Annotated in this window: 10 protein-coding genes; 4 read left to right on the top strand and 6 right to left on the bottom strand. The window is 72.4% G+C overall.

The genetic code is table 11. The features are described 5' to 3' along the window. Positions 1-53 precede the first annotated feature (53 nt). Positions 54-893 (bottom strand): SDR family oxidoreductase, encoded by an 840-nt coding sequence (locus tag ACZ3I4_RS27875; protein WP_465384964.1) that lies wholly within the window; start codon positions 891-893, stop codon positions 54-56. Between the two features lie 122 nt (positions 894-1,015). Here ACZ3I4_RS27875 and ACZ3I4_RS27880 point away from each other — a divergent pair, with 122 nt between their 5' ends. Next, positions 1,016-1,414, top strand: coding sequence for a winged helix-turn-helix transcriptional regulator (locus tag ACZ3I4_RS27880; protein ID WP_465384965.1), 399 nt, complete (start codon positions 1,016-1,018; stop codon positions 1,412-1,414). Here ACZ3I4_RS27880 and trhA read toward each other — a convergent pair. Further along, entirely contained in the window at positions 1,405-2,082 is a 678-nt protein-coding gene (gene trhA / locus ACZ3I4_RS27885; RefSeq protein WP_465384966.1) for a PAQR family membrane homeostasis protein TrhA, read from the bottom strand. The genes ACZ3I4_RS27880 and trhA overlap by 10 nt on opposite strands. 78 nt (positions 2,083-2,160) lie before the next feature. Here trhA and ACZ3I4_RS27890 point away from each other — a divergent pair, with 78 nt between their 5' ends. Genes ACZ3I4_RS27890 through ACZ3I4_RS27900 form a run of 3 tightly spaced genes read left to right on the top strand, consistent with a single transcriptional unit; the run spans position 2,161 to position 4,338 of the window. Continuing rightward, positions 2,161-2,766 (top strand): 5-oxoprolinase subunit B family protein, encoded by a 606-nt coding sequence (locus tag ACZ3I4_RS27890; RefSeq protein ID WP_465384967.1) that lies wholly within the window; start codon positions 2,161-2,163, stop codon positions 2,764-2,766. Then, positions 2,763-3,584: a 5-oxoprolinase subunit C family protein gene (locus ACZ3I4_RS27895; protein ID WP_465384968.1), complete on the top strand. Its 822-nt coding sequence runs from the start codon at positions 2,763-2,765 to the stop codon at positions 3,582-3,584. Before ACZ3I4_RS27890 ends, ACZ3I4_RS27895 begins: the two co-directional genes overlap by 4 nt. Then, complete coding sequence (locus tag ACZ3I4_RS27900) at positions 3,580-4,338, top strand: LamB/YcsF family protein (protein ID WP_465385066.1); 759 nt, start codon at positions 3,580-3,582, stop codon at positions 4,336-4,338. The genes ACZ3I4_RS27895 and ACZ3I4_RS27900 overlap by 5 nt, the downstream gene beginning before the upstream one ends. Positions 4,339-4,345: 7 nt before the next feature. Here ACZ3I4_RS27900 and ACZ3I4_RS27905 read toward each other — a convergent pair whose 3' ends face one another. The 4 genes from ACZ3I4_RS27905 to ACZ3I4_RS27920 all read right to left on the bottom strand — a co-directional run bounded on the left by ACZ3I4_RS27905 (position 4,346) and on the right by ACZ3I4_RS27920 (position 12,148). Further along, positions 4,346-6,130 carry an NHL domain-containing thioredoxin family protein gene (locus tag ACZ3I4_RS27905; protein WP_465384969.1) on the bottom strand — a complete coding sequence of 595 codons (1,785 nt, stop codon included), beginning with the start codon at positions 6,128-6,130 and terminating at the stop codon, positions 4,346-4,348. 59 nt (positions 6,131-6,189) lie between these two features. Beyond that, positions 6,190-10,092: an LppU/SCO3897 family protein gene (locus tag ACZ3I4_RS27910; protein ID WP_465384970.1), complete on the bottom strand. Its 3,903-nt coding sequence runs from the start codon at positions 10,090-10,092 to the stop codon at positions 6,190-6,192. 301 nt (positions 10,093-10,393) lie between these two features. After that, positions 10,394-10,531 carry a hypothetical protein gene (locus ACZ3I4_RS27915; protein WP_465384971.1) on the bottom strand — a complete coding sequence of 46 codons (138 nt, stop codon included), beginning with the start codon at positions 10,529-10,531 and terminating at the stop codon, positions 10,394-10,396. A gap of 165 nt (positions 10,532-10,696) precedes the next feature. Continuing rightward, a complete protein-coding gene (locus ACZ3I4_RS27920; protein WP_465384972.1) occupies positions 10,697-12,148 on the bottom strand; it encodes a dihydrolipoamide acetyltransferase family protein in 1,452 nt (483 codons plus the stop codon). Position 12,149 lies beyond the last annotated feature (1 nt).

The following is a 12,149-nucleotide window of genomic DNA, read 5'->3' on the forward strand; positions in this document are numbered from 1 at the left end:
TGCGACGCCGGCAGCCGCTTCCCCCCAGCGGCCGCCGGCGTCGCGCTCGTCTGTCAGGCCTTGAGGGCGGCGCTGATCGACTCCGACAGCGGCGTCGCCGGGCGGCCCAGCAACGACTCCAGGTCGTCGCGGGGCACGAACAGCGCGCCGTTCGACGCGGCCCGGTCGGCGTCCGCGTAGACCGCCGCGGCCGCCTCGGGCAGTCCCACGCCGACGAGCATCTCGCGGTACTTCTCCTCGCCCAGGTCGGTGTAGGTCACCGGTTGCCCGGAGTGCTTGGCGATCTCGGCGGCCAGCTCGGACAGCGTGAACGCCTCGCCGCCCAGCTCGTACACCTTGCCCGCGTGGCCCTCGCCGGTCAGCACGGCCGCGGCGGCCTCGGCGTAGTCGGCCCGGGGCGACGCGCTGATCTTGCCGTCACCGGCCGCACCGAACATGCCGTGGGCCAGCGCCTGCTCGACGCTGTAGTTCTCGACGTACCAGCTGTTGCGCAGGAACACGTACGGGAGACCGGACTCTTTGATCATGTTTTCGGTGGCCAGGTGCTCCCCGGCCAGCGCCATGTCGGTGGTGTCGGCCTTGGGAGCGCTGGTGTAGACGAGGAGGCCCACCTGTGCCGCCTTGGCCGCGTCGACCACGTTGCGGTGCTGCTCGAGCCGCCGACCGACCTCGCTGCCCGAGATGAACAGGACCTTGTCGGCGCCCTCGAACGCCGCCCGCAGCGCCGCCGGATCGTCGTAGGAGACCTGCTTCACGGTGAAACCCAGGTCCGCGATCTTGTCGGTCTGGCGGCCGAGCCCGACGATCTCACTCGCCGGTACGCCCTTGGCGAGCAGCGACTGGATGGTGAGCCGGCCGAGGTGTCCCGTAGCGCCCGTCACGACGATGGTCATTTGTGGTCCTCCTGAATAGTTGATGCTTGAACCAACCTGCCCAACGTCGCAGCTCAGAGATCACTTCCCATTCGATAGAAGGCACCTTGAAGTGCAGTACTTACCCGAGGGATAGTGTCGGGATGGAAGTCAGCGCGTACGCGAAAGACTGCCCGAGCCGGCAGATCCTCGACCGGATCGGCGACACGTGGAGCGTTCTGGTCGTCGTGATGCTGGCCGACGGCCCCCAGCGCTATTCGGCGCTGGCCAGGCGCATCGAGGGGGTCAGCCCCAAGATGCTCACCCAGACCCTGCGCGGGCTGGAACGTGACGGCCTGATCGGGCGTACGGTGCACGCCGAGGTGCCGCCGCGGGTCGACTATGCGCTCACCGAGCTCGGCCGCAGCCTGCTCGACCTGGTCGGGGCGCTCGAGAAGTGGGCCGAGACGCACATCGACGACGTGCAGGCGGCCCGGGTCGCCTACGACAACCCGGGCGTACGGGTGGCTCCGACGGCTCGCGCTGTGCGGGCTCAGGCGTAGAGCGCGAAGTAGATCGCGATGTGGTGGCAGATCGCCGCGATCAGCGTGCATGCGTGGAAGAACTCGTGATGCCCGAACACCTCGGGCCACGGGTTGGGCCGGCGCAGGGCGTAGAAGACCGCGCCCACGCTGTAGATCACCCCGCCCGCCGCCAGCAGCACCAGGGTGGTGACGCCACCACGCTCCAGCACGTCGGGCAGGATCGCCACCGCGGCCCAACCGAGGGCCAGATAGAGCGGGGCCCCGGCCCAGCGCGGCAGGTGCGGCCAGATGGTCTTGAGCGCCACGCCGCCGAGCGCGCCACCCCAGATCAGGCTCAGCATCAGCGTCGCCTTGGCCGGCGACAACAGCTGGATGCAGAACGGCGTGTAGGTGCCCGCGATGAAGATGAAGATCATCGAGTGGTCGGCCCGGCGCATGATCTGGTAGCCACGTTCGCTCCAGGCCCGCCGGTGGTAGAGCGCGCTGATGCCGAACAGCCCGCACACGGTGATGCTGTAGACCAGGACGCTCAGAAAGGGCTCTATGCCCGGCCGGGTGAGGGCGACCGAACAGAGCACGATGCCGCAGACCAGCGCAACGAAGAACGCGTATTGATGAAGCCGGCCGCGCAACCGCGGCTTGCCGAGGTCGGCCGGCTCCATCCGGAACGGAGCGGAAGTCGTCACGACTTTCAGGTTACGGTATCGTAAGTTACTCGTCAGTATTTCCCGGGTGGTGAGCTGCGGCACTGGCAGGATGACGCCATGAGGCTGAGACGGGCCGGCGCCTCCGCGCTGCTGATCGAATGCCGCGACGGCGCCGAGGTCGAAGCCTGGCGACGCGAAGTGTGGGCCCGCCGTGACGCCGGTGACCTGCGGGTGCTCGACATCGTGCCCGGCGCCCGAACTTTGCTGCTCGACGGCGTGGACCCGGGCACGGACGCCCTGCTGGCCAGCTGGCCGCCGCCCGCGCCGCCGGTCGCCGGTGACCTCGCCGGCCCTCTGGTGGAGATCCCGACGGTGTTCGACGGCGACGATCTGGAGGACGTGGCCGCCCTCTGGGACATGTCCACCGACGGCGTGACCACGCGACTGACCGAGACCGAACTCACCGTCGCGTTCTGCGGCTTCGCGCCCGGGTTCGCCTACATGCGCGGTCACGGTCTGGCCGTGCCGCGGCATGACACCCCGCGACCCCGGGTGCCGGCCGGTTCGGTCGGGCTCGCGGGCGAATACTGCGGCATCTATCCCACGGCCTCGCCGGGCGGGTGGCGCCTGATCGGCCGCACTGCTGAAACCCTTTTCGACGTACGCCGCGAGCCCCCGGCCCTCCTCGCCCCCGGCACCCGAGTGCGCCTGGTGGCGGCGTGATCACGGTCGTTCGGGCCGGGCCCCTGACCACCATTCAAGATCAAGGGCGGCCCGCGTACGCGCATCTGGGTGTCCCCCGATCGGGAGCCCTCGACAGGCCGGCGCTACGCCGCGCGAACGCCCTGGTCGGCAACCCGGTCGACGCGGCCGGGTTGGAGACCACGCTGATGGGCTGCGCGCTGCGATTCGAACGTGCGGCCCGGGTCGCCGTGACGGGCGCGGTGGCCGTGGTCAGGGTCGACAAGGTGCCGGTCGAGGGCGTTATCGACGTCCCCGCGGGTGCGGTTCTCGACGTGGGCCGCGCGACCCGGGGCGTCCGGTCCTATGTGGCTGTTGCCGGTGGGCTCGACGTCGAACCCGTGCTGGGCAGCCGGTCGACCGACACGCTCTCGGGGCTCGGACCGCCCAAACTCGTGGACGGGATGACCCTCGCCGTGGGGGACGAATCGGGCACGACTGCGGTTGAGCCGGAGCCGGGCCTAGCTGATCAGCTCGAACTCGGAGTGTGGCTCGGGCCGCGCGACGACTGGTTCGAGGCCGGTGCGCTGTTCGCCAAGCCGTACGAGGTCAGCCCGATGAGCAACCGCGTCGGCTGCCGGCTCGCCGGGGAGCCGCTGCGACGATCCCGCCCCGATGAGCTGCCCTCGGAACCGGTGGTGCTGGGATCGATCCAGGTGCCGGCCGACGGTCAGCCACTGATCTTCCTGGCCGACCACCCGACCACCGGCGGCTATCCCGTGATCGGGGTGGTCGACGACGTGACCCCGCTCGCCCAGGCCCGGCCGGGCAGTACGGTGCGGTTCCATGCGCTCCATTGACCTCAACGCCGACCTCGGCGAGGGCTTCGGCCGCTGGACCCTGGGCGACGACGAGGCCCTGCTCGACATCGTGACCTCGGCCAACGTCGCCTGTGGCTTCCACGCCGGTGATCCGTCCACGATGTATCGCATCTGCGGCGCGGCCGTCGAACGGTCCGTCGCGATCGGCGCGCAGGTGGGCTATCGCGACCTGGCGGGCTTCGGCCGGCGGCGCATCGACTACGACCCCGACGAGCTGCGCGACGACATTTTGTACCAGATCGGGGCGTTGGAGGCTTTCTGCCGGGTTGCCGGGGGAAAGGTGGGCTATGTGAAGCCGCACGGGGCGCTCTACAACACCGCGGCCGTCGACGAAGGGCAGGCCGGAGCGGTGGTGGCGGCGGTTCGGGCGTACGACGCGGGCTTGCCGGTCTTGTGCCAGCCGGGGTCGACGCTGGCCCGTACGGCTGCCGGGGCAGGCCTGACGGTGGTGGGTGAAGGGTTCGCGGATCGGGGCTATCGGGCGGACGGGACATTGATGCCGCGGTCGCTGCCCGGGGCCGTGCTGCATGAACCGGACGTCGTGGTTCCGCGCGCGGTGCGGATGGCCGTGGACGGCGAGGTCGAGATCGGGGACGGCGGGGTGGTGCCTGCGCCGGTGGCCTCGATCTGCGTGCACGGGGACACGGCGGGGGCGGTGCAGTTGGCGTCGCGGGTGCGGGCCGGGTTGGCGGGGGCGGGGCTGAGGGTCGAGCCCTTCATCGCCGCAGCTTGAGCGCCGGTCAGTCCATGCCTCGCAGGATCAGGGGGAGCCGCGCCGGGCCGTCGGTGGTCACCACGATCGGGACGCCCCAGTCCTGGCGGGTCAGGTGGCAGGCGGCGAACTCGACGTCGATGTCGCAGGTCGCGGCCTGGGCCACCACCTGCAGGATGCCCTTGGGCACGTCGGGATTGATCACCAGGGGGCGGGACAGGTCGGTCGTCACGCCGGCGCCGGAAAGCAGCAGCTCGGGCGGGGAGGCCGAGACCTCGAGCCGGGTCGACGGGCCGAACTGGGTGTCCAGTTTCTGCCCGGGCGCGGGCGTGAAGACCACGTCGAGGGTGACCTCGCCCGGCGCGATCGCGGAGGCGGGGCGTTCGGTGCGGTGGCGTTCCCCGGCCACCGTACGCACGGCGCCGGGAGCCAGCCGGGTCAGCCGGTGCGCCGACGACTCGACCACCAGCACGTCACCGGCGGCGGTCACGAGCACGTCGCTCGGCTCGGCCAGCCCGGTGTCGATCGTGGACACCTCGTCGGCCTGCGGGTCGAAGCGGCGGATCGCCCCGTTGTACGTGTCCGCGACCAGCACCGAGCCGTCGGGCAGCGCGGCCACGCCCAGCGGGTGCTGCAGCAGCGCCTCCTTGGCCGCGCCGTCGACGTGACCGAAGTCGAACAGGCCCTGGCCGACGGCCGTGTGCAGGACGCCCGCCTCGATGTAGCGCAGCGCGGAGGTCTCGCTGTCGGCGATCCACAACCGGTCGCCGCCGACCGAGAGACCGGATGGCTGGGCCATCCACACGTCGGGGATCGGGCCGTCACGCAGGGACTCGACCGTCGTGCCGGCGTAGACCCCGACCGTGCGCTTGATCGGGTCGAACCACCACAGCTGGTGGATGCCGGCCATCGCGATGATCACGCGGTCGTCGTACCAGGCCAGGTCCCACGGCGAGGACAAGTCGGCGGCCAGGGCGTCGTGCGAGTGCTCGTCGACGGTCGAACGCCACGGACGACCCGAACCCGCGATCAACGTGATCTCGCCGTCGGCCAGGCGGAGGCCGCGGAGCTGATGGTTGACCGTGTCGGCCACCACCACGTCGTATCCGGCCGTGGACGCCACCTCGGCCGGGAGCAGGAGCAGGCCCTGCGGCTCGCTGAACGGGCCGCCGCGCTCGCCGCTGCCGAAACGGCGGACCAGCGTCTCGCCGTCCGCCTCGACCTCGACGACCGAGTGCCGCGCCGAGTCGCTGACCAGCAGGTGGCCGTCGGGCAGCTCGATCGCCTTGCCGGGGAAGCGGAACACGGTGTCGGCCGGGGCCGGCGGAACGTACGGGCCGTCGCCGCGATGCAGCGTGCCGTCGGTGGTGTGCTTGGCGATCAGCTCGTCGATCAGGCGGGACAGGCCCTCCGCGTGTCCCTCGCCGGCCATCGAGGCGACCAGATAGCCGGTCGGGTCGATCACCGCGAGCGTGGGCCACGCCTTCGCCGCGTACTGCTGCCAGAGATGCATGTCGCCGTCGTCGACGACCGGGTGGTGCACGCCGTAGCGCTCGACCGCGGCGGCCAGCGCCTTCGGGTCACGCTCGTGCTCGAACTTGGGGGAGTGGACTCCGATCACGACGAGGGCGTCGCCGTACTTCTCCTCGAGCGGGCGCAGCTCGTCGAGGACGTGCAGGCAGTTGATGCAGCAGAACGTCCAGAAATCGAGCAGGACGATCTTGCCGCGCAGGTCGGCGAGGGTCAGATCCTTGCCGCCGGTGTTCAACCAGCCACGGCCCCGCAGCTCCGGGGCCCGTACACGTCCAGTCATCGCACCATCGTGCCGCACCGGGGTCCCGGCACGGCACGAAGGTGGTCAGGATGACAACGTCAGGCGTTCGGCTTGAGGCACAGCACCTGGCTCTTGCCGTCCGAGGTCTGGTTGATCACGTACGGCTGACCCGGGTCGGCGCACTGTCCCTTGTCGGCCACGATGGACGACACCTGGTAGGTCCCCGAATCCGAGCACTCGGCCTTGACCGCCGACTCGCCCTCGCGCTTCACGCACTCGCCCTGGATCACCGACAGCGTCTTGTCGCTGCCGCCGGCCACCAGATAGACGATGCCGAACACGATGCCGAGCAGCAGAATTGCGCCCACCACGACCGAGATCAGGATCGGCAGCAAGCGGACGTGCGGCGTCTCCGGCTTGGCCGGCTTCTCCTCGACCTTGAAGCTGTCGAACCGGCCCTGATCGGCCTCGACGCCCGGCCAGCTGGTGGTCTCCTCCGGCGTCGGTGGCGTCACCGTGGCCCGGCTGGACGGACCGGGGAAGCCGCCGTCGTTGCCGGGACCGAAGTTCGGAGGCTGCTGTCCGGGCGGGCCGAAGCTGTTGGGCTGCTGCCCGGGCGGGCCGAAGACGTTCGACCGCGGCTGGGTGGCCGGGTCGAAGCCGTTGAGGCCCGGGGGCATCGGCGGCAGGGCCGGCGCCGGCACGAACGGCTGCTCGCGGCCCGCGATGTCGGTGGTCAGCTCGCTGTACGGCTCGGCGGGCCGCCCACCAGCGGGACGGTCGGAATAGGGCGAGCCGGGAGAGGCGGGCTCGGGTGCCGCACCGGGCAGCGCGGGGGCCGACGCCATGCCGGTGGGCGGGTTGCCGGGACCACCGGGAGCGGGCGGGGCCACCCGGGCACTCGCCGAAGCACGGGCACTGGCGCGCGCCGGCGACTGCGGGGCGACGCCCGGCACACCCGGCTCGCTGCCGGGTCCGTTGGGGTCATTCGAGCGGTTCCCGTACGCCGGGGAGCCGAACGCACCCGGCGAGGCCGGACGGTCGTCGCCGGGGCGACCGCCGAACGGGGAGTCGGACCCGAACGCCGGACGGTCCTCGCCGGGCCGCGGCCCGAACGGGGAGTCGCCACCGGACTGGCCGCCGAACGAGGGCTCCTCGTCACGCGACGACTCGTCCTCCTCGGCCGGGGCCGGACGGCCGTAGACGCGCGCCTGCGGCGCGGCGGCCGGCGGCGGGATTTCGGTGGCCTCGACCGGGCGGCCGCCCGTGGGCACCGAGGCGCTCGCCGTGACCGGCCGGGCCGAGCCGACGGCGCCGGGGTTCTCGGAGGGGTCGCGTGGAGCGGGCACGGAGCCGTTGCGGTCGGCGGCCGCGGGCGAGCCGATCGCCCCGAGCGCGGCGCCGGGCACCCGCTGCGGGTATCCGTTGTCGTCGGCCGGCGCGGGCCGCCTGTACTGCGCGTGGTCGTCGTGGTCGGACTGGTCGTCGCCGCCCTGAGCGAACGGGGACGCGGGCCGCGCCGCGCCATAGGCGGCACCGGGCTCGCGCGGGCCACCGAACGGCGAGGACGGCTGGTCGGACGAGCCCTCCGAACGCGGACCGAACGGCGAAGAGCCGGCGTTGTTGTCGTCGGACTGGCCGCCGCCGAACGCCGGACCGGGCCGGGCCGAACCGAACGCCGAGCCCTGACCGTCACCTTGCGCCGCCCCGAACGGCGAAGCGGAGCCGGAGTCGCCTTCGGGCCGGCCGAAAACGCCACCGGCCGGGCGGGCGGAGCCGCTGGCCGGTGAGGTCGGCCGAGCCGTGCCGAAGGTGTTGGAGTCGTCGTCGCCCCGGCCGAACGAGTCGTCCGGCCGCCCGGTTCCGGAGTCGCCGTCGGCGGAGCCGTACGGACTGCCGTCGGGCGCGCCGAACGGGCTGCCGTCGGGCCGGCCGTACGGGCCGCCGGTCGGACGAGCCGAATTGGGGTCGCCGTCGGGCTGGCCGAAGGGGCCACTTGTGGGGCGTGCGGAGCCGTAAACGGGCGAGTCGGCGTCGGGCCGGCCGTACGGGTCGCTTGCGGAGCGCGCCGAGCCGTAGGCGGGTGAGTCGCCGGTGGGCTGGTCGAACGGGCCGCTTGCGGGGCGCGCCGAGCCGTAGGCGGGTGAGTCGCCGTCGGGCTGCTGGCCGAACTGGCGAGCCGAGTTGGGGTCGCCTTCAGGCCGGCCGTACGGGCCCGAGTCGCCGAAGGGACCGTCGGCCGGGTGCGCGGAGCCGGAGGCGGGTGACGTCGGGCGGGCCGTTCCGAACGAATTGCCGGCGCGGCCGAAGGAGTCGGCCGGGCGGGCCGAACCGTAGGCGCCCGGGTCGGATTCCGATTGGCCCGGCTGGCGGGCCGCGTCGGAGTCGCCGTCGGACTGGCCGAACGGGCCACTCGCGGAGCCGAACGCCGGGGAGTTGCCTTCGGGCTGGCCATACTGGCCGCCGGTGGGGCGCGCGGAGCCGTACGCGGGCGAGTCACCCTCAGGCTGGCCGAACGGGCCGCCGGCAGGGCGCGAGGAGCCGTATGTCGGCGAGTCGCCCTCGGGCTGGCCGCTCGCGGGTGACGTCGGGCGGGCCGTGCCGAACGGGTCGGCCGGGCGCGCGGAACCGAAGGCCCCGGAGTTGTCGTCGGGGCGGGCCGAGCCGAACGCGGGTGACCCGTCGGAGGACGGGCCGAACTGGGCGGCCGGCCGGGCGGTGCCGTAGGACGAGCCGGCCAGCGGTGGCTGGCCCGAGGGCTCGCCGGAGTTGCGGCCGAACGGGTCGGGCAGGCCGCCGCGCTGGGAGTCGCCGGGCGGCGCGGTCTCGGCCGGGCTGCCGTCGGGGCTGCGGCCGAACGGGTCGGCGAAGGGCTCGGGACGACCGTACGGGTGTGGTGCGTTCTCGGGCGACGGAGCGGCCCCGGCGCCGCCGAACGCGCTGAAGTCGCTCGATGCGGTCGGTAGCTGCGGTGTGTCGAACGGGGGCTGCTGGCCGCGGACCGGGAGCTCGCCCGACGAGGGCGCGGTCGGCTGCTGCGGGAAGGGCGGGGCCTGCTCGGGTTCGCTGCCGGGGGTGCCGCGCAGGGGGAAGCCACTGCTGCCACCGCGGGTCGGGAAGGCCGTTGCGCCACCGCGCAGCGGGAAGCCGCCACTGTCGCCGGGACGGGCCGGCTGCGAGTCGTCGGGCGCGTCGGGCAAGCCGGTGGGGGCGTCGGGCAGACCCGTCAGGGTGGCGCCGGGCACGCGGACGCGCTGGGCGCCGAAGACCGAGACTCCGGGCGGGCGACCGGTGGACGGGTCGACCTGAGGGTCGGCCGGCTGCTGCGGCTCGGGCGCGCCACGACCGGCGGGCGCCGCGAAGCCGTTGAAGCCCTCGACGCTGTCGACCGTGCCGGCCGGGTTGGCGTTGCGCTGCGGCAGCGGGGCCCCGGTGCGCTGGATGAAGCTCTGGTCGGCGGGCGTGCGGGCCGGAGGCGCGGGCGGCGGGCCCCACGCGGCCGGAGGCTGCTCGGGCGCGGCCGGAGGCTGCTCGGACGGCGGAGCACCGAAGACGGACGACGGGCCGAACGGGGACGGCGACGCGGCCGGACCGTACGGGCTCTCGGTGCCGGGCGAGACCGACCCGTAGGGCGAGGCGGCGCCGCGCTGCGGCAGACCGTTGCCCTCGGGTGCGGGGGCGGGGTTGCGCTGCGGCAGACCGTTGCCCTCCTCGGGCGCGGGCACGCGTGCGGACCCGTAGGACGTGCCCGTCGCCGGGCGCGGGGCGTCAGGACCTTGGCCGAACGTGGGCACGGCGGGAACGACGAACGGCGATCCGCCGTTCGGGGTGGCTTGCGGCGGCGGCCCGTACGAACTGGGGAAGCCGTCGGCCGGTGGCGGGGCCGAAGCCCGAGCCGAGACCCGCTGACCGTCGGTATCCGGCGGGAAGCCGTCCGACGTAGGTCCGCCCGACGTGGCCTCGGCCGGTTGCGCACCGGCGTAGTGCCCCTCGGACGTCATGAGCGCCTCCTCATTCCATGCGGCCGTGCCAGCTTTGCACTGACGCCGGACAGACTCCGGCGTCGTGCCCAGCTCTGAGGCCAGGCCGTGCGAGGCACCCCGAATTGCTCCGGTCGAGCCCCGGCCTCGCGCCGACCGGCCGAGCCGGCTCGTTGGCCGTGCCCAACCGTACCGGGCGATGGCGGCCTGAGGAATCCCGGTGTACGCCACGAAGGGGACGACAAAAAGATCTTTAAGAGTGTCTTGAAAGTACGAACGGCCCGTCCGGAGGGGGTTCCGGACGGGCCGTGATGCGTAGCTGTCAGAAGCTCTTGCGCTGGGCGAAGATCGCGATCTCGTCACGCATCGACTGCGTGGGCGCGGTCATCCAGGCGCGGTCGATGGCCCGGTGCTGACGGTTGATCATCCGGCGCTGACGAACGCGGTCGGCGATGCTCATCTGTTCTGTCACTTCCCTCGAGCCGGGATCGCCGGCTCATCGTGGTGCACGTTCCGTGTAGGTCCATTGTGCGCCTGCACGGAACGTGCTGCCAACGATTTAGGGGGTGACGCGCAGCACCTGCCTAACGATCGTAGGTCAAGAAAAACTGCCGCCTAATAATTCCTAAGCCCAGGCGAGCAGTGTCCCCTCGGGGTCGGTCAGGAAGTCCCCGATGTCCCGCAGGAACCTGGAGCCCAGTTCGCCGTCGATGATCCGATGGTCGAAGGAGAGCCCGAGCGTGGTGACCTGGCGAATCTTGATCTTGTCTTTGTGCACCCAGGGCATCGGCCGGATCGCGCCGAAGGCCAGGATCGCCGACTCGCCCGGCGGCAGGATCGGGGTGCCGGTATCCACCCCGAACACTCCGACATTAGTGATGGAAAGGGTGCCACCCGCCATATCGGACGGCGGCGTCTTTCCGGACTTCGCCACCTGGACAAGTGTGTTGAGCGCCTCGGCCAGCTCCCGCAAGGTGAGACGTCCGGCGTCCTTCACGTTGGGAACGATCAGACCCCGCTCGGTCGCCGCGGCGATGCCGAGGTTGACGTACTCCTTGACGACGATCTCGTTGGTCGCGGCCGACCAGGTCGAGTTGACCATCGGATGACGCTTGACCGCGAGCAGCACGGCCTTGGCCACCAGGAGCAGCGGGGAGATCCGCACGTCGCGGAAATCACGCCGATCCTTCAGCTTCTCGATCGTCTTCATGGTGCGGGTCACGTCGACCGTCAGGAACTCGGTGACGTGCGGCGCGGTGAAGGCCGACGCGACCATGTTCTCCGCGGTCAGCTTGCGGACACCCTTGACCGGAATCCGCTGCTCCCGGCTCCCGTCGGCCGCGGCCGGAGCGGTGGTCACGGCCGGTGCCGCGACCGCCGGCTGAGTCGCGCCCGCGGCGGCCTGGTGTACGTCCTCCCGGGTCACCGACCCCAACGGCCCGGTGCCCGTGATCGTGGCCAGATCGACGCCGAGATCGCGGGCGAGCTTGCGCACCGGCGGCTTGGCCAGCACGGGCCCACTGATCCGCCCGACCGGAGCCGGCGGAGCGACCGGGACGACGGGCGCCGGCGGGACGACCGGAGGCGGCGGGGGCGGCGGAGCCACCGGTGCGGTTGCCGCGCCGGCTGAGGGCGTACCGACGCGGGGTCGCCTCTTGGCTGTTGTGGTCTTGGGCCCGTAGCCGACGAGCACCGCCGTGCGGCCACCCGGCGCCGGACCCCCGATCATGCCCGGCTCCACCGAGCCCTCGGCCGGCGCCATCTCGACCGCCGCCAGCGACTCGGCCGACGGCGCCGGACCGGAATGATCGGCCGGCAGTGGTCCGGCCGACGGGTCGGTGTCGATGGCCACGATCGGCGCCCCGACCTCGACCGTCGTGCCGGCCTCGACGTAGATGCGTGAGACGACGCCGCCCCACTTGGCCGGGATCTCGACCGCGGCCTTGGCCGTCTCGACCTCGACGATCGGCTGGTTGAGCTCGATCGTGTCGCCCACCTTGACCAGCCAGGCCAGGATCTCGCCCTCGGTCAGGCCCTCGCCCAGGTCGGGCAGCGTGAACTCCTTGATCCGCGACATC

Source organism: Actinoplanes sp. NPDC021490 (genome assembly GCF_055562135.1).

Coding starts and splice junctions, on each gene's coding strand:
- ACZ3I4_RS27875 (WP_465384964.1), bottom strand. CDS start 893: ATGACCATCGTCGTGACGGGCGCTACGGGACACCTCGGCCGGCTCACC.
- ACZ3I4_RS27880 (WP_465384965.1), top strand. CDS start 1,016: ATGGAAGTCAGCGCGTACGCGAAAGACTGCCCGAGCCGGCAGATCCTC.
- ACZ3I4_RS27890 (WP_465384967.1), top strand. CDS start 2,161: ATGAGGCTGAGACGGGCCGGCGCCTCCGCGCTGCTGATCGAATGCCGC.
- ACZ3I4_RS27905 (WP_465384969.1), bottom strand. CDS start 6,130: ATGACTGGACGTGTACGGGCCCCGGAGCTGCGGGGCCGTGGCTGGTTG.
- ACZ3I4_RS27910 (WP_465384970.1), bottom strand. CDS start 10,092: ATGACGTCCGAGGGGCACTACGCCGGTGCGCAACCGGCCGAGGCCACG.
- ACZ3I4_RS27915 (WP_465384971.1), bottom strand. CDS start 10,531: ATGAGCATCGCCGACCGCGTTCGTCAGCGCCGGATGATCAACCGTCAG.
- ACZ3I4_RS27920 (WP_465384972.1), bottom strand. CDS start 12,148: ATGTCGCGGATCAAGGAGTTCACGCTGCCCGACCTGGGCGAGGGCCTG.